This window comes from Pseudomonas syringae CC1557 (genome assembly GCF_000452705.1).
GTDB classification, from domain to species: Bacteria; Pseudomonadota; Gammaproteobacteria; order Pseudomonadales; family Pseudomonadaceae; genus Aquipseudomonas; species Aquipseudomonas syringae_F.
The window spans coordinates 4,815,640-4,836,250 of record NZ_CP007014.1; the positions used below are offsets into that span (position 1 = coordinate 4,815,640).

Annotated in this window: 20 protein-coding genes and 2 pseudogenes; 16 read left to right on the plus strand and 6 right to left on the minus strand. The window is 58.1% G+C overall.

Annotated features, from left to right (window positions below; all coding sequences use genetic code 11):
- Positions 1 to 18 precede the first annotated feature (18 nt).
- Genes N018_RS21335 through N018_RS21355 form a run of 5 tightly spaced genes read left to right on the plus strand, consistent with a single transcriptional unit; the run spans position 19 to position 4,638 of the window.
- On the plus strand, positions 19 to 1,674 hold the full coding sequence (locus N018_RS21335) for a methyl-accepting chemotaxis protein (RefSeq protein ID WP_024647051.1): 1,656 nt from the start codon (positions 19 to 21) through the stop codon (positions 1,672 to 1,674).
- Positions 1,675 to 1,710: 36 nt separating this feature from the next.
- The gene (locus N018_RS21340; protein ID WP_024647052.1) at positions 1,711 to 2,250 is read left to right on the plus strand and encodes a chemotaxis protein CheW; all 540 of its coding nucleotides are present in this window, start codon (positions 1,711 to 1,713) and stop codon (positions 2,248 to 2,250) included.
- Positions 2,251 to 2,259: 9 nt separating this feature from the next.
- Complete coding sequence (locus tag N018_RS21345; protein WP_024647053.1) at positions 2,260 to 3,069, plus strand: CheR family methyltransferase; 810 nt, start codon at positions 2,260 to 2,262, stop codon at positions 3,067 to 3,069.
- Positions 3,066 to 3,599, plus strand: a complete 534-nt coding sequence (gene cheD, locus N018_RS21350; protein WP_025390702.1) for a chemoreceptor glutamine deamidase CheD — start codon at positions 3,066 to 3,068, stop codon at positions 3,597 to 3,599. Before N018_RS21345 ends, cheD begins: the two co-directional genes overlap by 4 nt.
- Positions 3,562 to 4,638 carry a protein-glutamate methylesterase/protein-glutamine glutaminase gene (locus N018_RS21355; RefSeq protein WP_024672992.1) on the plus strand — a complete coding sequence of 359 codons (1,077 nt, stop codon included), beginning with the start codon at positions 3,562 to 3,564 and terminating at the stop codon, positions 4,636 to 4,638. The genes cheD and N018_RS21355 overlap by 38 nt, the downstream gene beginning before the upstream one ends.
- A 33-nt stretch (positions 4,639 to 4,671) precedes the next feature.
- Here N018_RS21355 and N018_RS21360 read toward each other — a convergent pair.
- Positions 4,672 to 4,856, minus strand: a pseudogene (locus N018_RS21360) (hypothetical protein); the annotation flags it as partial.
- Between the two features lie 176 nt (positions 4,857 to 5,032).
- On the opposite strand from N018_RS21360, the pseudogene N018_RS28815 reads away from it, so the two are divergent.
- Positions 5,033 to 5,117, plus strand: a pseudogene (locus tag N018_RS28815) (DUF421 domain-containing protein); the annotation flags it as partial.
- A gap of 88 nt (positions 5,118 to 5,205) precedes the next feature.
- On the opposite strand, the gene N018_RS21365 reads toward N018_RS28815, so the two are convergent.
- The 3 genes from N018_RS21365 to N018_RS21370 form a co-directional block, all read right to left on the minus strand.
- Complete coding sequence (locus N018_RS21365) at positions 5,206 to 5,877, minus strand: haloacid dehalogenase type II (RefSeq protein WP_025390704.1); 672 nt, start codon at positions 5,875 to 5,877, stop codon at positions 5,206 to 5,208.
- 105 nt (positions 5,878 to 5,982) lie between these two features.
- Positions 5,983 to 6,138: a hypothetical protein gene (locus N018_RS26860; protein WP_003317799.1), complete on the minus strand. Its 156-nt coding sequence runs from the start codon at positions 6,136 to 6,138 to the stop codon at positions 5,983 to 5,985.
- A gap of 154 nt (positions 6,139 to 6,292) precedes the next feature.
- The gene (locus tag N018_RS21370) at positions 6,293 to 7,213 is read right to left on the minus strand and encodes a LysR family transcriptional regulator (RefSeq protein ID WP_025390705.1); all 921 of its coding nucleotides are present in this window, start codon (positions 7,211 to 7,213) and stop codon (positions 6,293 to 6,295) included.
- A gap of 131 nt (positions 7,214 to 7,344) precedes the next feature.
- Here N018_RS21370 and N018_RS21375 point away from each other — a divergent pair, with 131 nt between their 5' ends.
- The 3 genes from N018_RS21375 to N018_RS21385 are packed head-to-tail and all read left to right on the plus strand — an operon-like array spanning position 7,345 to position 9,502.
- Entirely contained in the window at positions 7,345 to 7,839 is a 495-nt protein-coding gene (locus N018_RS21375; RefSeq protein WP_024647059.1) for a YagU family protein, read from the plus strand.
- A gap of 56 nt (positions 7,840 to 7,895) precedes the next feature.
- Complete coding sequence (locus N018_RS21380) at positions 7,896 to 8,465, plus strand: hypothetical protein (protein WP_025390706.1); 570 nt, start codon at positions 7,896 to 7,898, stop codon at positions 8,463 to 8,465.
- A 20-nt stretch (positions 8,466 to 8,485) separates the two neighbouring features.
- On the plus strand, positions 8,486 to 9,502 hold the full coding sequence (locus N018_RS21385) for an SMP-30/gluconolactonase/LRE family protein (RefSeq protein ID WP_025390707.1): 1,017 nt from the start codon (positions 8,486 to 8,488) through the stop codon (positions 9,500 to 9,502).
- Between the two features lie 87 nt (positions 9,503 to 9,589).
- On the opposite strand, the gene N018_RS21390 is transcribed toward N018_RS21385, so the two are convergent.
- Positions 9,590 to 11,155 (minus strand): carbohydrate porin, encoded by a 1,566-nt coding sequence (locus N018_RS21390; protein ID WP_038401515.1) that lies wholly within the window; start codon positions 11,153 to 11,155, stop codon positions 9,590 to 9,592.
- Between the two features lie 167 nt (positions 11,156 to 11,322).
- Between N018_RS21390 and N018_RS21395 the strand changes: the two genes are divergently transcribed.
- The 6 genes from N018_RS21395 to N018_RS21420 all read left to right on the plus strand — a co-directional run bounded on the left by N018_RS21395 (position 11,323) and on the right by N018_RS21420 (position 18,164).
- Positions 11,323 to 12,597: an ABC transporter substrate-binding protein gene (locus tag N018_RS21395; protein WP_025390709.1), complete on the plus strand. Its 1,275-nt coding sequence runs from the start codon at positions 11,323 to 11,325 to the stop codon at positions 12,595 to 12,597.
- Positions 12,598 to 12,618: 21 nt separating this feature from the next.
- Positions 12,619 to 13,581: a carbohydrate ABC transporter permease gene (locus tag N018_RS21400; protein WP_025390710.1), complete on the plus strand. Its 963-nt coding sequence runs from the start codon at positions 12,619 to 12,621 to the stop codon at positions 13,579 to 13,581.
- Positions 13,578 to 14,420, plus strand: coding sequence for a carbohydrate ABC transporter permease (locus N018_RS21405; RefSeq protein ID WP_024647065.1), 843 nt, complete (start codon positions 13,578 to 13,580; stop codon positions 14,418 to 14,420). Before N018_RS21400 ends, N018_RS21405 begins: the two co-directional genes overlap by 4 nt.
- Before the next feature lie 27 nt (positions 14,421 to 14,447).
- Positions 14,448 to 15,593 carry an ABC transporter ATP-binding protein gene (locus N018_RS21410; RefSeq protein WP_024647066.1) on the plus strand — a complete coding sequence of 382 codons (1,146 nt, stop codon included), beginning with the start codon at positions 14,448 to 14,450 and terminating at the stop codon, positions 15,591 to 15,593.
- On the plus strand, positions 15,590 to 17,092 hold the full coding sequence (locus N018_RS21415) for a glycoside hydrolase family 32 protein (protein WP_025390711.1): 1,503 nt from the start codon (positions 15,590 to 15,592) through the stop codon (positions 17,090 to 17,092). Before N018_RS21410 ends, N018_RS21415 begins: the two co-directional genes overlap by 4 nt.
- Positions 17,093 to 17,171: 79 nt before the next feature.
- The gene (locus N018_RS21420; protein WP_024647068.1) at positions 17,172 to 18,164 is read left to right on the plus strand and encodes a LacI family DNA-binding transcriptional regulator; all 993 of its coding nucleotides are present in this window, start codon (positions 17,172 to 17,174) and stop codon (positions 18,162 to 18,164) included.
- 291 nt (positions 18,165 to 18,455) lie between these two features.
- Here N018_RS21420 and trpC read toward each other — a convergent pair whose 3' ends face one another.
- Positions 18,456 to 19,256 carry an indole-3-glycerol phosphate synthase TrpC gene (gene trpC / locus N018_RS21425; RefSeq protein WP_024647069.1) on the minus strand — a complete coding sequence of 267 codons (801 nt, stop codon included), beginning with the start codon at positions 19,254 to 19,256 and terminating at the stop codon, positions 18,456 to 18,458.
- Between the two features lie 470 nt (positions 19,257 to 19,726).
- Between trpC and N018_RS21430 the strand changes: the two genes are divergently transcribed.
- Positions 19,727 to 20,167 (plus strand): MEKHLA domain-containing protein, encoded by a 441-nt coding sequence (locus N018_RS21430; RefSeq protein ID WP_024647070.1) that lies wholly within the window; start codon positions 19,727 to 19,729, stop codon positions 20,165 to 20,167.
- Positions 20,168 to 20,611 lie beyond the last annotated feature (444 nt).

The following is a 20,611-nucleotide window of genomic DNA, read 5'->3' on the forward strand; positions in this document are numbered from 1 at the left end:
ATTCCAAGGAGTAACCCGATGAAATGGTTTTACGATCTGAAGATCTCCACCAAGCTGATTACCTCGTTTCTGGTGGTTCTGGCGTTGACCGCAGCCATGGGAGTCTTTGCGATTATCCAGCTCGGCCAAGTCAACCAGGCCGCTCAGGACATCAAGGAAAACTGGATGCCCTCGGTTCGCGCGGCAGCAGGCATGCGCTTTTATGCCGCAAACTACCGCTTGAAGGAAAACCGCCACATTGCAGCCGACAACGCCCAGGAAAAGGCGCAGATGGAGTTAGAGGCTGCAGACTCTCGCAAACAGTTCGAAACGCGCCTGGCGACTTACGACAAGCTGGTGGTGAGCGATGAAGATCGCCAACTGTTCAGCGCCGTTTCCGCAACATGGTCCGCGTATCTGAAAAGCAGCAGCGAGTTGTTTGATTTTTCCCGCCAGGGCCTCGAAGCCCAGGCACGGGCGATGCTGAAGGGTGAGTCGAAAACGCATTTTGACGAAATGACCGGCCAGTTGCAGAGAATGGTCGACCTTAACGACGCAGGTGCCACAGCCGCTGGGGAAAAAGGCTCGCAACTGTACGAAACCGCTCGCATCTCAATCATCGTGGTACTGATTGCCGCCTTGTTGATAGGCCTTGGCCTGGCACTGTTCATCGCCCGAATCATTTCTCGCCCACTCAAGGAAGCAGCGACTGCTGCCGAGCAGTTGGCAGAAGGCAACCTGAACGCGCACATCGGGCACGGCTCCAAAGATGAAACCGGCATGGTGCTCAACGCCATGCGCAACATGGTCGGCAAGCTGGCGCACATTATCGGCGAAGTGCGTAATGCCGCCGACAACCTGGCCAGCGCGTCGGAAGAAGTCAGCGCCACTGCGCAATCGATGAGCCAGGCCACCAGCGAACAGGCTGCCAGCGTCGAAGAAACCAGCGCATCGGTCGAACAGATGAGCGCCAGCATCAACCAGAACACCGAGAACGCCAAGGTCACCGACGGCATGGCCAGCAAGGCCGCCAAGGAAGCCACCGATGGTGGCGAATCGGTACAACAGACCGTCGTGGCAATGAAGAAGATCGCTCAGCGCATCAGCATCATTGACGACATCGCTTACCAGACCAACCTGCTCGCGCTCAACGCCGCTATCGAAGCCGCCCGCGCCGGTGAACACGGCAAAGGTTTCGCCGTAGTGGCTGCCGAAGTGCGCAAGCTGGCCGAACGCAGCCAGGTTGCCGCCCAGGAAATCGGCGAATTGTCTTCCAGCAGCGTGGAAATGGCCGAGAAAGCCGGCAAGTTACTGGATGAGATGGTGCCGTCGATCAACAAGACCTCCGATCTGGTGCAGGAAATCAGCGCGGCTTCCGAAGAACAGGCCGCCGGAGTCGCACAAATCAATACCGCAATGACCCAGCTCAATCAGGTCACCCAGCAGAACGCATCGAGCAGCGAAGAACTGGCCGCCACCGCAGAAGAAATGAGCAGTCAGGCCGAGCAACTGCAGCAATCGATGAGTTTCTTCACCCTCGACTCATCGCCAAGAGCGATGGCGAAAAGCAGCGGTATCGACAGCCACAGCAGCCCGACCCGTCAGCCGCCACGTCCCGTGCAACAAGCGCCACGCAAGGCCTTCGCGCACAGCATGGCCAGCTCGCCGGACGAATCGGAATTCACTCGCTTCTGATCAACGGCTTCGTTACCGATTCACAGGGAGAACGACATGGGCTCATTGGTCACGACTCGACAGACCGCAACAGCCGTCGAAGAAGAGGCGCAGTACCTGACTTTCATGCTCGGTGGCGAGATGTTTGCCATCGGTATTCTGGGCATCAAGGAAATCATCGAATACGGCAGCCTGACCGTCGTGCCGATGATGCCGGCTTTTGTGCGCGGCGTGATTAATCTGCGTGGTGCAGTGGTGCCGGTGGTTGATCTGTCGGCGCGCTTCGGGCGGCAGAACTCGGACATCACCCGACGCTCGTGCGTCATCATCATCGAGGCCAGCACTGAGGACGGTCAGCCGCAGGACATCGGGCTGCTGGTCGACAACGTTTCGGCAGTGCTGGAAATACCCGCCTCGCAGATCGAACCGCCGCCCAATTTCGGCGCGCGGATTCGGGCGGACTTCATCAGCGGCATGGCCAAGGTCGACGGCAAATTCGTGATCGTGCTGGAAGTCGAGAAAGTGCTGTCCATAGACGAGATGTCCAGCCTGGCCGAAGCAGGTCAGGCACCTGCGCTCGACTTTGACGCACACTGAGGCCGGACCATGCCTGACACAGCGTCGCTCACTGATCGCGAATTCGGCCAGTTCCAGTCCTGGCTGTATAGCGCGGCGGGCATCAAACTGACCCTGGCCAAGAAGGCGCTGGTTGCCGGCCGCCTGTTCAAACGCCTCAAGCATTACGAGCTGGACAGCTACGGAGAGTATTTCAAGCTGATCATGACCGACCAGCGCAATGGCGAACTGCAAATTGCGCTGGACCTGCTGACCACCAACGAGACGTACTTCTTCCGTGAGCCCAAGCACTTTGATTTCCTGCGCCAGCAGGTACTGCCGAAGGTCGCGCCGGGCAAGGTATTCAGAGTCTGGAGCGCCGCCAGCTCGTCTGGCGAAGAGCCCTACAGCCTGGCAATGACCCTCGCGGAGCAACTGGGCAGCACACCATGGGAAGTGATTGGCTCGGACATCAGCACCCGCGTACTGAGCAAGGCCCGCAGCGGCCACTACCCCATGGAGCGCACCGAAACGCTCCCGCAACCTTTGCTGTTCAAATATTGTCTGAAAGGTGTCGGTCGCCAGGACGGCACCTTCCTGATCGACAAATCGTTGCGCAGCCGGGTCAGCTTCGTGCAGGTCAATCTCAATGAAACCCTCCCTGATCTGGGCGAGTTCGACGTGATTTTTCTGCGCAACGTGATGATTTATTTCGATCAGGAGACCAAAAGCAAAGTCGTGGCGCGGTTACTGCCGCGTCTCAAACCCGGTGGCTATTTCATCATCAGCCACTCGGAAAGCCTGAACGGAGTGAACGACCAATTGAAAATGATCTCTCCTTCGATCTACCGCAAACCATGAACACGCCCGTCGGCGTTTCCGAAATAGTGCTGGCTCCCGGTGAGGTGGTCTTCGAGACCCGGCCTGCGCGCTTACGCACTTTGTTGGGTTCATGTGTAGCGATCACGTTCTGGCACCCCTATCGGCATATCGGCGGTATGTGCCATTTCATGCTGCCGGGGCGTATCCGCAAGCACCAGCCGCTGGATGGCAAATACGCTGACGAAGCGATGGAAATACTGATCCGCCATGCTCTGGCCAACGGCACCTTGCCCGCGGAGTATCAGGTCAAACTGTTCGGCGGCGGCGAAATGTTCCCTACGCAGCGTCCCGACCAACACATGCACAACGTCGCCGACAGCAACATTCATGCGGCGCTTGCGCTGGCCGGGCAACACCATCTACAACTGACCGCTCAGGATATGGGCAGCACCGGGCATCGCACCATCATCTTCGACCTGTGGGACGGAAACGTATGGGTCAGGCACCAACCAATGGAAGCAATGGAAAAAGATGCCAAACAAAAAAATCAGCGTACTGCTGGTCGATGATTCGGCTGTAGTTCGTCAGGTACTCGTGGCGATTCTCAACGACACCCCCGATATTCATGTCATGGGCGCCGCGTCAGACCCGATCTTTGCGATGAGCAAACTGGCTCAGGAATGGCCGGATGTCATCGTGCTGGACGTCGAGATGCCGCGCATGGACGGCATCACCTTCCTCAAGAAGATCATGAGCGAGCGGCCGACACCGGTGGTGATCTGCTCGTCGCTGACCCAGAAAGGCGCGGAAACCTCATTGCAGGCGCTGTCTGCCGGGGCTGTGGAAATCATCACCAAACCCACCACCGGCCTGAAGAATTTCCTGCTCGAATCAGCCAACGAACTGGTGGCCGCCATTCGAGCGGCGGCCAATTCCAATGTCAGAAACCTTGGCAAGCGTAGTGCCGCCCCGGTACTGAACCCTGCCAGCAAACTCACCGCTGATGCCATTCTTCCCGCCGCCAGCGGTCACTCCATGGCGCAGACCACCGAACGCATCGTCGCCATCGGCACCTCAACCGGCGGCACCCAGGCACTGGAAGCGGTACTCACCGCCCTGCCTCGCGTGTGCCCAGGCATGGTCATCGTCCAGCACATGCCGGAGAAATTCACCGCCTCGTTCGCCGAACGTCTCAATAGCCTGAGCCAGATCGAAGTGCGCGAAGCACGTAACAACGACCGGATCCTGCCCGGCCTGGCCCTGATCGCTCCCGGTGGCAAACACATGATGGTGACCCGCAGCGGCGCCTATTATCACGTCCAGGTCATCGACGGCCCGCTGGTCAACCGGCACCGCCCTTCGGTAGACGTGCTGTTTCGCTCGGTCGCCAAATTCGCCGGCAAAAACGCCACTGGCATTATCATGACCGGCATGGGCGACGACGGCGCACGCGGCCTCAAGGAGATGCTGGATGCCGGCAGCTCGACTGTGGCTCAGGATGAGGCCAGTTGCGTGGTGTTCGGCATGCCCAAGGAAGCGATCAAGCTGAATGCTGCACAACGGATTGTTCCGTTGCAGGAGATTCATCAGGTGATCTTGCACCGATAACGTTCGAAGGCTTCCCGATCAGATCAAGACACGTCAGCGTTCGCCATAAGCAAGCCGCCCACTGACTGCAAAACCTTGCTCGAGCATCACGATTTTTCCGGCTGAAAATAATGCCCTGGATTGAGCAGAGTTTCCTGCTCACCCGCCTCGTTGATGCTCATATCCGGATTGTGAGCATCCTGAATGGCATCAACGTGGATATCCGCAACGTGGTCGGCTGAAGCGAAGGCCGCGATCTGGTCATTCCGATGCAGGCCGACAAGGACGGTTTTGCCACCTTGTACCTGACTGTTCGCAGTAACGGGGTGGGACTGTACCGAGGGCAAATGCACATGCCTGGTGGCGAAACGCTGCCGATGCCCAGCTCAGAGCAGCAGCGATTTATTTTGTCTTGATGGTCTTGTTTTGTGTTGCCGGACGCCGCCCTCTTACAGACCCAGAACCTCACCACCTTCGATTTCGTCCTGTTGCTGATCATTGAAAGAAACGGGGAGATATCCGTCATACCCTTCAAGTGAAGGTCTGCAAGTGATGAGGGACGGCTGCAAGCCGACTCGTGAATCAGCGCTAAAACGGACCTGCGCAGAGTTTCATGGCGACATCCTGAACATCTTTACCGAACAAGTCAGGCTTGGTGCCGATCGGGTTGAGAACCTTTCCCGGACGCTCGACAAACGCAGTGCGACACCCAGCCTGAGCGGCGCCGGCGATGTCCCAGGCGTGCGCAGCGACCATGATCATCTGATCCGTGGCGATGCCCAGGCGCTTTGCGACCATTTGGTAGGTTACCGCGGCTGGCTTGAATTGGCTGATTTCGCTGCCTGCCATGATGTGCTCGAAGCAGTCGGTCAATCCTGCAAATTCGAGCTGTTGCTGCAGCGCCTCCAGCGCGCCATTGCTCAGGGCAATGAGCACAAATCCGTTATCGTTCAATAACTGCAGTGCCTGATGAACGTCCTTATGCGCAGGAAGAGATTTGATGCCTGCGGCCAGGGCCTGGCACTGATCGTCGCCCACTTCCACCTGGTGCCGTGCGGCAACCATTCTCAAAGCGCCCTGCGCCAGATCACCAAACGCCTGATACTGTCCGGTTATGGTGTTGGTCATCCAGCACTCTTGCAGCGTCAGAAACCATTCGGTGCGCAAGCGGCTGGCGCCGAACAGTCCCTCGAAGAAAGCGTCGAGCGCAGCCAGATCCAGCAGTGTCTCGTTTACGTCAAAAATGATGTGCTTGAGCATGCTATGAGCCCCCTTTTACCTGCCTGAAGTGATGACCTCGAAGGAAGCGCCCAGCGGGTGCTGACATCAGTCAGCACCGCCAAAGGTCACGATCAGGTCACTGGCTTACGCCTGCTCTTCCTGCTCGTCATCATCGTGCTTGAGTGCCGGCTTCATACCCGGCTGAGGTGCGTGCTCGGCATTCGGCGCGATTTCTTCGCCGTGGTTCTTTTTCTCTTGCTGGACTTTTTTGTCGTGGGCAACGTTACGTGGATCGGTCATGGGAATTCCTTGATTGGCAGAGGATTCGAACACCCATCGACGTAATACAGTTTGAGCGCCGGGGCAGGATTTGGAGTCAGGCCGGGGCAAGGCGTTCAGTGCATTTGAACCTGCACGCGAATAGCGGGTTTGGGCCCGAGCTCAGGCGACGGTGTCATGACTCCGCGGACGACAGCGTGAACGCTGGCGACTGAACCAGCTCCATGATCACGTCGCGCAAGGACTGCGCACACGGAGACAGCTCGCGATACGCCAGCGCCAGCACATAGGCGACAGGTGTACCAGGGCCCGTCAGCTCGCGACAGGCCAACCGCCCTGGCTGTCGTCGAGCATAGCGCTGCGGCATCAGCGCCACACCCATTCCTCCGGCGACCAGCGCAGCCGTGGTTTGCATCTGGCGAGGCTGTTGCACGACCCGAGGGGTAAAACCTGCACTCGCGCAGGCCAGCAGAATATGCGAGTGCATGCCCGGGCCATGATGCGGGGCGAACAGAATCCAGGGTTGGTCTGCCAACGCCGCAAGACCGATGGACGCACGCTCGGCCAAGGGATGATCCTGAGGCAGCACCGCGACCATGCGGTCCTCGAACAGCGGCTCGATCTGAATATTGCCCGGGTCTATGACCGGCAACACCAGAATGCCGACGTCCAGCCGGTCATTGCGCAGGCCTTCAATCTGCTCGGGAGGGGTGGCCTCCTGCAGTTGAATATCGACGTTCGGGTTCGCTGCCTGATAGCCACGCAGCAGCGCCGGTAGCAAACCATCGACAACGCTGTCGACAAAGCCAAGTCGAATCGTGCCGAGCATGCCTGCCGCAGAGCGACGTGCCATTTCGCAGGCCCGTTCGGCCTGCAACAACGTCTGCCGGGCCTCGGCCAGAAACACGACGCCCGCAGCGGTCAATTGCGTGGAGCGCGTACTGCGCTGCAACAACTGCACGCCCAGACATTCTTCCAGCCGACGAATCGCAACGCTCAGGGGCGGCTGTGACATGTTCAAGCGCTGCGCGGCCTTGCGAAAATTCAAGGTTTCAGCGACCACCACGTACTGACGCATCAATTTCAAATCAATCATTTGATATTTTTTTAGTATCAATGAGCTATCAAATTAGTATGTTACAAATAAATGAGCGTTGCACATACTTCATGGTTCAACGGCTAGGGCGAGATCGCTCACAGCCTGGTCTATGAAGAAGGGGCGCTGATTTGAACACGCGAGCGTATGGTGTCGCCGCACTGGCCGGCTTTGTTGGGGGCAATGTTTCCAGTTTCATCAAATGGGGCACGGAAATACCCTTCCCGCCTCGCACGCCGGACCGCCCGGTTCCGCCCGTGGAGATGCTTGATTCGCTGGGCATCAACGCTCAGCAGCTGACTTATGTGTATTCAGAGCACGTGGTGAATTACGGCAGTGCCCTGGTCCACCATGGCTTTTCCATCTTCTTCGCCATGTTCTATTGCCTGCTTGTACTCAGGTACCCGCGCACCGCCCTGTGGCAGGGTCTGGGTTTCGGCCTGTTGATGACCCTGGGGTTTCACGGCGTCATCCTGCCAGCGTTTCATTGGGCACCGCCGCTGTGGGAGCTGCCTGCGTCGGAGTTGCTATCTGAAACGTTCGGGCACTTGCTGTGGATGTGGGTGATCGAAGTCATACGGCGGGATTTGCAGCAGCGCTGGCTGCCTCACGCCCGACCGGCCTGAGCAGCGCGCTGCCTTGCGACAGACACATGGAATTTCCCTGTAAACGGAGTGACCCGATGAAGTCTCTATACACCCTGGCTCTGGTCTGCGCAGCCTGCGTCGGCATGGCGAGTGCCAATGCCGACGTGCAATCGGTGCCGAAGGCGTCTGCGCAAATGACTCACAGCAACGGTCAACTGCAACCGCCTGTTTCGTATGCCACGCTGTGGGCTGACGAAAACGGTGCCACGCATGTTGGCCACTGCCGCCTGGAAGGCCTGGAGTTCAAAAGCTATGCCCCGCCAGCCGCGCCGCAATGGGTCGGCGTCTCCCCTGACGATATTGAAAGCATCGCTTACGCAGTGCTGCCGGTGGGATACGTCGGCAACTGGCACCACGCGCCGGGGCCACAATGGGTCATCACCCTGCAGGGGCAATGGTCGGTGGAAACCACCGACGGCAGTGTGCTGGTGCAAGGACCGGGAGAGATGCAGTTCAATGCCGACACCCGGTCCCGGCCGCGTCCGGATGACGAGCGTGTAGGCCACCTGACGCGCACCGTGGGTGATCAACCCAATGTTCAACTGATCATCAAACTCAAACCGGATGCGGCTGACAAACGCACCAACGGCAGTTGTGCCTACTGATCGCATACGGACCTGAACACATGAAACCGACCCGTAAAAAACACTTTCTGCGCCCCTCCTCATGGTTATTGGGCGGTGCGCTCCTGGCTGCAGGTTCAGCAGGCGCAACCGACGCCGTCACCCCTGTCCGGCAAGTAGTTATCGATCCGGCCTTCAGTCAACTGGTGGCCCCCCAGGCCCGCGTCGAGCTGTTGACCGATCAGGCGAAGTGGGCAGAAGGCCCGCTGTGCCTGGCTGATGGCCGTTTGATCTGGAGTGACATCAAGGCCAACAAAGTCAGCAGCTGGCAAGCAAAGGATGGCGTCTCCACCTGGCTGGAAAAGGCCGACTTTCAAAATGGGCATACGCTCGACGGCCAGGGCCGTGTGGTGGCGGCCTCGCATGGCAAACGTGGCATCGTGCGGCAGGAGCCCAATGGTGAGTGGCGTACACTGGTCGACACCTACCAGGGCAAACGGCTGAACAGCCCGAACGATGTCGTGGCGGATAAAAGCGGCACTCTCTGGTTTTCCGATCCTACTTTCGGGGTGCAGAGCAAAAGCGAGGGCTATGGCGGCAAGCCAGAGCAAGGCGGCGAGTTCATCTATCGCTACGTACCCGATACCGGGGAAATCACCCGCCTCGACACCCCCGAAGTCCACTCGCCCAACGGCCTGGCTTTCTCGCCGGATCAACAGCTGCTTTATGTGGCCGACTCACAAATGGCCCACGACTTCACCAACAAGAAGCTGGCACATCGCATCATGGTCTATCAGGTGCGCGACGGTCGCTTGATCAACGGCAAAGTGTTCGCTGACATCGAGCCCGGCATCCCTGACGGGATCGCAGTCGACGCGCTTGGTAACCTGTGGAGCAGCAGCAAGGAAGGTATTCAGGTGTTTTCCGCAGCAGGCAAACCACTGGGCAAACTGCTGGTTGCGGCTGCGGATACCAGCAACCTGACGTTCTGCTCCAGTGAGCAGACAAGCTGGGCGTACATTACCGCTGCCAACAAGGTGCTCAGGGTGGAGGTGATGAAGGGCGTTGCAGGTCAGTAAGACTGCCTTGATGCTCATTCAGTCAGGCTCGCCGTTGCTAGACAGATTCAAAGCCCGGCACATTGCGCCGGGCTTTGAATACCGTGCCTAGAACCAGGTCTCCATCTGAATGCCGAACTGCCACACACCACCGGCGTTGAAGTCGCTTTTGCCAAAGTTGCCGGTCGTGCTGTAGCGGTCCAGGTCCGAAGACCAGTTCATGAGACTTGCGAAGACTCGCAGTTCGGGACGCGTGAGCAGGTCACCCATGTCCGGCTTGAAGGTCGGCGCAACCGTAAACTTCCAGAAGTTACCATCTACCGCATTGCGTTGCAGGTAGCCTTTGGGGTCGAGGTCCATGGTTTGCCAACTCAGCTCATAGGCCATCTCGAAGTTGCTGTTGATCTCGTTGGCCAGGCGCATGTTCAGCGTGAGCCAGCGGTAATCGTCGCCTTTGACATAGCGGTCTTTGCTCTGCTCGGCCAGCAGGCTCGGGCCGATGCGCCATCCCGGCGCGATAGGCGTTTCGCCATACATGGCCAGACGCAACGCGCGGGCTTCGTCGATCAGTTCGCCATCCGAACCAATGTCCTTGACCTGTGCACCCAGGCCCTGCCCATAGAGCAACGCCGTCTTGAAGAAACCTTCGCGGCCGAAAAAGTCCTTCTGGTGATTGGCCAACATGGTGTGCAGGCCTGAGTCTGCGGGTGCGAAACCGGCTTGATTGGTGCGCGTACCGACGTCGTTTTTCTTTGCGCCAATGGCGTTGAACATCCACTGCCACTGACCATTGTCGAAGAATTGGTTGGAGGTCAGGATGTAGCTTTCCACATCGGCATCGACGCCGCCCTCACTGAAATCTCCGTAGTTGCGCCCGATCAGGGAATAGTTCGAGCGCCAGTCCTTGGTCATCTGCACGTCGTAGATACCGCCACCGGTGCCGGCCAGAAAGACCACGTCCGAGTCCAGCCAGTGGATATCGAAATTATCCCTGTCGAATCGCTTGCCGGCCCATAGGGTGGAGTTCTCGAATACGGAATTACCTTTGAACGCGGCGATATGGTCGAGCTCGGTAAAGACCTGACGCACGTTCAGGTTGCTTTCAGTGGCCGTCCAGTCGTTATAGCTTTCAACGCCATCGGCGATGGAGACCGTGAACTTGGAACGCGTGCCGTTCTGCGCATAGATTTCTTTCGACAGATCGAAGCGCATGTAGGTGTCGTCTTCGTTACCCAGACGCCCGACGGCCCCGCCGACTGAACCTGCGGGGGTTGTATAAGGCCCGCCGCGACCGCCGCCCAGGCCGTCGTTGATCAACAGACCGGAGCGGGCATAGCCCTTGAAGCTGAACCCATCGGTGAGGTGTCCGGCACTGCCTGGCTTTTCCATGCTTTGCTGGCGGGCTTCGAGTTTTGCCACGCGATCATCCAGAGCAGGCTGTGGACTGGCCGCCACAGTGGGCGCCGCTGGCTGCAAGGCAGGGTTGGCGAGTCTGATTTGCTGCAGTTCCCTGGCGAGCGCCTGAGTTTGCTGTTCAGCTGCGGCTGCGCGCTTTTCAGCAGCGCTGGTACGGGCTTCAAATGCCGCCATCCGCTCTTCCAGAGTCGCGGCCTGAGAGACCGCCGCCGAGCTACCGAGCATGCCCGCGAGCAGCCATTTGGGTGCGTTTTGCATGGGGACTTCCTGTTTTGTTTTTATTGTTTTCGTGACGTTGGCCGTACTTCTTTCCTTTAGCGCAAAATTGTGCAAATCGAAGAAAAAAGGGTGCCACATCGAAAATACGCTGATACATTGACGATGTTAACGTTAACTTTTATAAAAACAAAAATAAAGAGGGCTCTATGAAACAGCTGAAATCTCTTCTTCCCGCCGCGCTGCTAGCCCTGTCTGCAGGGTTTCCTGCGCTGTCGCACGCGGCCAATCTGACGATCTCGTGCGGAGCCGTCGGAGCGGAATTGCAACTGTGCAAAGAGGGAGTCGATACGTGGTCGAAACAGACCGGCAACAACGTCCAGGTGGTGTCCACACCTAACTCTGCAACCGAGCGCCTGTCCTTTTATCAGCAAATCCTCAGTGCCCAGTCCACCGACATCGATATCATTCAGATCGATATGGTGTGGCCGGGGATGCTCGCCAAACACCTGACGGACCTGCGCGAACTACTTCCGGCGAATGCCACGCAAGGCTATTTCCAGGCGCAGGTGGACAACGCCACAGTCGACGGCCGGCTGGTGTCGATGCCCTGGTTCACCGACTCGGGGCTGTTGTACTACCGCAAGGATTTGCTCGATAAGTACCAAAAGCCGGTCCCCCAGACCTGGGAGGACATGACCGCCACCGCCAAATACGTTCAAAAAGCCGAACGCGATGCAGGAAACGCCACTATGTGGGGCTATGTCTTCCAGGGGCGCGCCTATGAAGGCCTGACGTGCAACGCCCTGGAATGGATCAGCAGCCAGCCGGACGGCGGACTGGTTAACTCGCGCGGAGACATCGTGGTCAACAGCCAGGCGTCAAGAGTCGCGCTGACCCTGGCCAAAAGCTGGGTCGGCGACATCTCCCCGCCCGGCGTCCTCAATTACACCGAGGAAGAAGGCCGTGGCGTATTCCAGTCGGGAAATGCGCTGTTCATGCGCAACTGGCCTTACGTCTGGGCCTTGGTGCAAAGCAAGGACAGCGCGATAAAAGACAAGGTCGGCGTCGCTCCCCTGCCCAGTGGCGGCGCAAACGGTACCCATGCTTCCACACTGGGAGGCTGGGGCCTGGCGGTTTCGCGCTACAGCCGCAACCCCAAGCTTGCGGCAGAACTGGTTGCCTACCTGACCAGCGCACAACAGCAAAAACAGCGTGCTCTGGCAGGTGCCTACAACCCGGTCATCGAGTCGCTGTATGCCGACCCCGAGTTGATCGCGGCGATGCCTTACTACCCCCAGTTGCACAGCATCCTCAGCAATGGGGTCATGCGCCCCGCCGCTATCACGGCCAACGGTTACCCACGCGTCTCCAACGCGTTCTTTGATCGGGTGCATAGCGTGCTGGCGGGCGATATACCGGTCGATCAGGCACTGGTCGAACTGGAACGCGAACTGACCCGCATCAAACGCCGGAACTGGTAAGCCACACGTAAGGAAATCAACATGCCTGTCTCTTCTACCGACTACCCCGGAGACGACGAGCTCGTCAACCGGGAAACGCCTGTACAACGTCGCAGGCTACGCGCCGCCTGGCTGTTTCTGACACCCATGCTGGTGTGCCTGACCCTGGTGGCGGCCTGGCCGTTGCTGCGCACATTCTGGTTCAGCCTGACCGACGCCGACCTGTCGGATACCGGCAGTGGCTCATTCGTGGGCCTGAGCAATTATCTGCTCTACGACGGCGTCATCTGGTCAGGCGTCCTGGTCGATCCGCAATGGTGGAACGCGGTGCGCAACACGTTGCATTTCACCGTTGTGTCGGTAGGGCTGGAAATGGTCCTGGGGCTGATGGTGGCATTGCTGTTGAACGTCAAGTTCACCGGTCGCGCGCTGGTCCGTGCGTTGATTCTGATCCCTTGGGCAATTCCGACCATCGTCTCGGCGAAGATCTGGTCGTGGATGCTCAATGACCAGTTCGGCATCATCAACCACATGATGCTGAGCCTGGGCCTGATCGACGCGCCACTGGCCTGGACGGCAGATGCGGATCTGTCGATGTGGGCAGTCATCATCGTCGACGTCTGGAAGACCGTGCCCTTTGTCACCCTGCTGATGCTGGCGGCCTTGCAGATGCTGCCAGGCGATTGCTACGAAGCCGCCAGGGTCGACGGCATTCATCCAGTGCGCGTGTTCTGGCGAGTCACCTTGCCGTTGCTGATGCCAGCTTTACTGGTTGCAGCAATCTTTCGCATCCTCGATTCACTGCGGGTATTCGACGTCATCTACGTCCTGACATCCAACTCTTCGAGCACCATGAGCATGTCGGTCTATGCCCGCCAGCACCTGGTGGAGTTCCAGGACGTCGGCTACGGCAGCGCAGCCTCGACCCTGCTGTTTCTGGTCGTGGCCGTGATCGCCATGCTTTATCTGTACCTCGGACGTCGCCAACTGGAGGTGCGCTCATGAACCTGCGCCGACTGAAGAAAGCACTGATGCGCCTGGGTTTCTGGGGCCTTATCGGGATCTTGCTGCTGTACGCGATCTTCCCTTTCTACTACGCAATCCTGACGTCATTGAAGCCGTCCAGTGCTCTGTTTGAGGCGAGCTACTGGATCGCCAGACCCGACTTCTCCAATTACGCCGCGGTCCTGAGCCAGCCGTCATTCCTGCAGGCCATCGCCAACTCGCTGGTGGTTGCGCTGAGCGTGGTGATGCTGGCGCTGTTCCTCGGTCTGACGGCGTCTTATGCCCTGGGCAGGGTCAAGTTCCGAGGGCGCGGCACGGTCCTGATGATGGTACTCGGGGTCTCGATGTTTCCTCAGGTCGCGGTGCTGTCGGGGCTGTTTGAAGTGATCCGCGCGCTGGGGCTGTACAACACCTCATGGGCGCTGATCCTGAGCTACACGATTTTCACCCTGCCCTTCACCGTCTGGGTGCTGACCACGTTCATGGGGCAATTGCCGCACGAACTGGAAGAAGCAGCAATCATGGATGGCGCATCGCCCTGGGTCACGCTGACCCGCGTGCTGCTGCCGCTGCTGTGGCCCGCCCTGGTCACCACCGGCCTGCTGGCTTTTATCGCCGCGTGGAACGAGTTCCTGTTTGCCCTGACCTTCACCCTGACGGACGCCCAACGAACGGTCCCGGTCGCTATCGCCCTGATTTCGGGTGGCAGCTCCCACGAATTGCCCTGGGGCCTGTTGATGGCGGCGTCGGTGCTGGTGACCGTCCCCCTGGTGATTCTGGTGCTGATCTTCCAGCGCCGCATCGTTTCCGGCCTCACTGCCGGTGCGTTGAAAGGTTGATGCACACAACTGACAAGGAACAGCATCGTGATGAAATTGAAGCTAGCCAACATCAACAAGCAATTGGGCGGCACGCGTATTCTGCGCGACGTCAGCCTGGAGATCGCTGCGGGTGAGTTCGTTGTGTTCGTTGGCCCGTCGGGCTGCGGAAAGTCGACGCTGCTGCGCTTGATCGCCGGCCTGGATTCAATCTGTGGTGGCGACCTGCTGATCGACGGACGACGGGTCAATGACCTGGAACCGCGCGAGCGTGGCGTCGGCATGGTCTTTCAGTCCTACGCCCTATACCCGCACATGAGCGTCTACGACAACATCAGTTTTGGTCTCAAGCTGGCCAAGACCGAAAAAAGCAGCCTGCGCGAACGCGTGCTGAAAACCGCACAAATCCTGCAACTGGACAAACTCCTGCAACGCAAGCCCAGAGAACTGTCTGGTGGGCAGCGCCAGCGTGTGGCAATGGGCAGAGCCATGGCGCGGGAACCCGACATTCTGTTGTTCGATGAGCCGCTCTCAAACCTTGATGCCTCGTTGCGGGTGCAGATGCGCAACGAAATCGCCCGGCTTCATAAGCGGCTGGGCTCGACCATGATCTACGTCACTCACGATCAGGTAGAGGCCATGACGCTGGCGGACAAAATTGTCGTGCTCAATGGTGGTCAGGTCGAACAGGTGGGCTCGCCACGCGAGCTGTACGAGCGCCCCGCCAGCCGCTTCGTCGCCGGTTTTCTAGGCTCGCCGAGAATGAATTTTCTGCCAGTGCCCTTGCAGGCACCGGGTCGCAACAGCCTGATCGATATCCCGGCACTGGGCATGAAATCCCTGCCCTTCGACAGCTCGAATCTGACCGAGGGTACGCAACTGACCCTGGGTGTTCGCCCGGAGCACATCACCCTCAATACGTCGAACAACGGCGTTGGTGTCACGGTGGCCGGCGTCGAATACCTGGGCAGCGAGGTCTACGTGCACCTGGCTACCGGCGAGAGCGAACCGTTGATTTGTCGCTGCGACGCCAAGACTGGTTGGCGAGTGGGCGACCAGGTCGCGCTGCAATTCGACGACAGCAACCTGCATCTGTTCGACGCCGATGGCCTGGCCCTGAAGCGCCATACAGACGCCAGTCAACACGTGGCAAACGACACTACGCCGCACTTCGTACAAACGGGCACCCTATGAGCTTTTCTGTGAATAGCATGAACGATCAAATGTCCAGCGCTCTTGAGCGCGCGCACCATGCGCTGAAGGATGGTCTGGCGCAGTTGATCCATGATTATCGACCCGGTTATCACCTGGCCCCGCCTGCCGGCTGGATGAACGACCCTAACGGGGTGGTGTACTTTCGCGGCGAATACCATGTGTTCTATCAGCACCACCCCTTCGACTCGAAATGGGGCCCAATGTACTGGGGCCACGCCAAGAGCTCTGATTTGGTCCATTGGCAGCACCTGCCCATTGCCCTGGCGCCCGGCGATGACTTCGACCGGGACGGTTGTTTTTCCGGCAGTGCAGTGGTGGTTGGCGATACTCTGGCACTGATCTACACCGGGCATACCTGGCTGGGTGAAGTGGGCGACGAGCGTTTTATCCGTCAGGTGCAGTGCCTGGCTACCAGTACCGACGGCATCAGTTTCATAAAACACGGGGCCGTCATCGACACCCCGCCGCAAGACACGATCATTCATTTCCGTGACCCCAAGGTCTGGCAGCAGGATGACCACTGGTACCTGATTGCCGGCGCGCGCCTGGGTGACACGCCGCTACTGCCGTTGTATCGGTCTGCAGACCTGCACGCGTGGGAATTCGTGAGCTATGTGTCCACAGGCGACGAAGGCGACGGCTATATGTGGGAATGTCCGGATCTGTTTGGCCTCAATGGACGCGACGTACTGCTTTACTCCCCCCAGGGCATGCCGGCACAGCGCTACGGGCGACTGAACAGGTTCCACACCGGCTATCGAGTGGGCCAGGTCGACAATCAATGGCAATTCACCGGCGGGCCTTTTATCGAGCTGGACAGCGGCCACGACTTCTATGCAGCGCAGACGCTGGTGGCCGCCGATGGCAGACGTCTGCTGTGGGCGTGGATCGATATGTGGGAAAGCCCGACCCCCACCGAGGCGCATCACTGGCGCGGCATGCTGGGCCTGCCACGCGAACTTGAACTGCATGCCGAGCGCCTTTGCGTGCAGCCCGCACGCGAACTTGCAGCGTTGCGCGACACCGTATTACCAGGCTCTCCCTGGTGGAGCGAAGCGGGTAGCCAATGGCTAACCGACATACACGGCGACATGCTCGAAATCCACGTGCATCTTGACCTGCTCGACTGCACCGAAGGCCACTTGGGCGTAGCCTTGCGTAGCAGCGCCGATGGCCAACAGCAGACTCTGCTTTACTACGACGCGGCGCTAAAGCGTTTGATTTTGGACCGCGATCAGTCGGGCACCCACGTCAGCGGTCAACGCAGCGTGGCAATAGACCCACAACACGGCCAACTGGAGCTGCGAGTGTTCCTTGATCGCTCGTCCATTGAGGTGTTCGACAACAACGGCAGCTTCTCTTTCAGCAGTCGCCTTTATCCACAGACCGACAGCCTGGGGGTGAAACTTATTGCCAACGGAACCGGAGGCCGAGTCTGCATTGCCAACGCATGGACGCTCTCCTCGGGCTACCTGTAGGCCATATCATTGAAGTCGCGAAAAAAACCAGGTCTCTGTAGCATGATAATCATCAGTCAACCCGACAGGCCCGCCTCGCATGACCTCAGTTAAAGACGTTGCAAAACTGGCCGGTGTGTCGCTGATGACGGTGTCTCGAGCGCTCAATGATCCGGGAAAACTGAGCCCCGAGACTTATCAGCGAGTGCGCAACGCGATCGATGAGCTTCAATTCGTACCAAGCCTGTCGGCTCGCAGGATTCGCGGCGACAACCTGCAGACCCGAACCATCGGCGTATTTGCCCTGGACACTGCGACGACGCCGTTTGCGGTCGAGCTGCTGCTGTCCATCGAACAGACCGCGCAGCAGGCAGGCTGGAACGTATTTATCCTCAACCTGCTAAGCAATCCGCCTACCGACCAGAACATTGACCTGATGCTGTCGCATCGCCCCGACGGGTTGATCTTCAGCGCCATGGGGTTACGCAAAGTGAGTATTCCCCAGCGCTTGAAGAGCAAACCGCTGGTGCTCGCCAACTGTGTAGCCGATGACAGCAGCCTTGTCAGTTATGTGCCGGACGACGAGACAGGTCAGTACCGCGCCTTGCACCACGCGTTCAGCAAGGGCTATCGACGCCCGCTGTTCATCAACCTGCCTAAACAGAGCCTGGCCTGGGAAATCCGTCAAGCGGGTATGCAGCGCGCCTGCGAGGCATTCGGCCTGGCTTGCGACGAGCTCTTGCAATACAACCTGTCCGAGCATGACGCCTATTGGGAAACCGCCGCCATCCTTGCACGGCATATGATTGATGGCCGTCCGCAGTTCGACATTCTGATCTGCGGCAATGACCGCATTGCCTTTTGTGCCTACCAGTTGCTGCTGGGCCAAGGCCTGAAAATCCCCGGCGATGTTGCAGTGCTTGGTTACGACAACATGATCGGCATTGCCGAGCTGTTCATACCCGCTCTGACCACGGTGCAGTTGCCGTATTACGAGATCGGTCGCAATGCTGCACGGCACTTGATAGAAAGCCTCGAAGTCTCGGGATCCCAGCCGGTGGATTGCCCGCTGGTGGTCAGAGAATCGTTATGAAGCCTTGCGTGGGATAGCCCATGCATCAAGTCGTCACGCGGGACGCCCCCGACAACAGCGACTGCTCTTGAGCTCTGATTTTCAACCGCATCCAGACCTCGACTCAGGAAATCGAGAAAGCGATGGGTGAAATCAACTTGATGATTGCGACCGCATCGGGAGGTTTTCGCTTTAAGGGTTTTCTACTGTTTCAGGTCGGACCGCTGGGGATGCCGTGGATGCTGACTCCACGGCAAATGACTCGTCAGAGGAGCGCATGATCGCCCCTCTGAGCCATGAATTTAATACGTGTCAGTCAGCACTGCCGGTCAGCAGTGTTTTTGTCGCCGCCACTACATCCTCTTTGCGCATCAGGCTTTCGCCGACCAGAAAGGTAGTGATGCCGGATTTTTTGAGCCGTAGGCAATCATTATGGTTACCGATTCCACTTTCGCCGACCAGAAGTTTGCCTGCGGGCACCATTGATGACAGTCGCTCGCTCACGCCGAGATCTACTTCAAAGGTGTGCAGGTTACGGTTATTGACGCCGAGCAGCGGGGAAGACAGTTTGAGCGCACGCTCCATTTCATGTTCGTCATGCACTTCTACCAAAACGTCCATTCCCAGCGTCATGGCCGCACTTTCAAGTTCGGCAGCCAGGTCATCACTCAATGAGGCCATGATCAGCAATATGCAATCCGCACCCCAGGCACGTGCCTCATGCACCTGGTAAGTATCAAACATGAAGTCCTTGCGCAGCACGGGAAGGGCGCACGCATTTCGCGCGTCAATGAGAAACTGCGGGGAGCCCTGAAAGCTTGGTGTGTCGGTAAGAACGGATAAACAGGCGGCCCCACCGACTTCATAGGCCTTCGCCAGTTCGGGAGGGTTGAAGTCTTCGCGAATCAGACCTTTTGACGGACTGGCTTTTTTAATTTCTGCGATTAACCCTATCAGACCCTGCTGTTCTTTTGCTTTCAGTGCTTTATAAAAACCGCGCGGGCTGGACTGTTCGAGGGCAAGCTGCTTGAGGCGGCTTAATGGCAAACTCGCTTTCGCTGCCTCTATTTCCTGAAGCTTATAATGTTTTATTTTATTTAAAATATCACTCATGACAGTCACTCATATTAGCGGGCAGTCTGTTACGTTAAGCCCTGTGGCGTTTCGACGCAAGAATTCTCATTCTTGCCCTCTAGCAATATTTAAACCAGCGCACCTCCACTAATCCACAAATAATAATTAAATTTAATTTATCAACCTTTAAATACCATGGTCAATAAATATATCATAATGGTGCCTGATGAAAACCCGGAAAACATGGTCTTCGGTCACGCCCCTTTTCATGTAAGCCAGGCGATCAAGGTGGCAAAACAACATCAACTAACCGTTGCAGACTGGGATATAGCGTACCGTCTCAGAAATAAATCCTCTAATAAAAACATCTTTGCTTGCTCGCTGATTACACCACTGGCAGCGTAACGGCATCGCGGCGACCTTGCGCTCGCTACGGCGTGCCTGCCAAAGGGCAAACGTTTCAAACTCACTATGCGAGGTGACAGGTGTCTCAAGAACAGCTCATAAAAGTGCTTGATGAAAGCTACCGACATTGGACCGGCCACGGATTGCCGTCCCCTCGGCAACTGGACTCGCAACAACGCCTCACCTGGCTGCATACTCAGGCGCCCTATAGCCTGTTGGCCCACGATGGCGCCGCCGACCCGCGTTTTACCTACGTCAACGAATGCGCACTGCAATGCTTCAAGTACCCGCGCGACAGCTTTATCGGCATGCCCTCACGTTTCAGCGCCTCGGAGCTCGATCGCGCTGCGCGCCAGGTATTGCTGGAGCAAGTCACCGCCAATGGCATCGCCGAGGGCTACAGCGGCTGGCGAGTGGATGCGGATAATCAACCGTTCATGATCTATGCAGGTGTGGTGTGGACCTTATTGGACTCGCAGGGCCAGGCGTGCGGGCAGGCGGCGTTGTTCTGGCCGGATGAGCAGCGTATCGGCGTTCTTGATTAAGGGTTTTCGGAACGGTTGTCTCTCCCCTGCTTGAGCAGACAACCTGACCAAGCACCTTGTCCAGAGGCATCGCCCCACGCTCCACCCTGCCGATTCGATCACGCAGAAGTCCCCGCTTTCCAGTGCAGATTTATCCCCTCGTCAAACGTCTAATCACCTCAAGCCGATCGTTTCATTCATGGCTGCGCCTGCGCTCTGAAATCCACTGACTTCGTACACGCTTCTGGATCAACGCCGCCCGCACGTCACACGATGATATCGGCTGCTGAAGCAAGCGTGCGACGACGACGGCGTCACGGTCGGTTCGCTGTGATGACCGAACAAACAGCCTACTCATTGCACATACCGACCCCCTGTCCCTGACTTTTCACGGCCGGTCCATTGGCTATTGAGAGTCTGAGTGACGTGAATGCAGGCGCCAACATGATCTCCGCTGACTTGCCA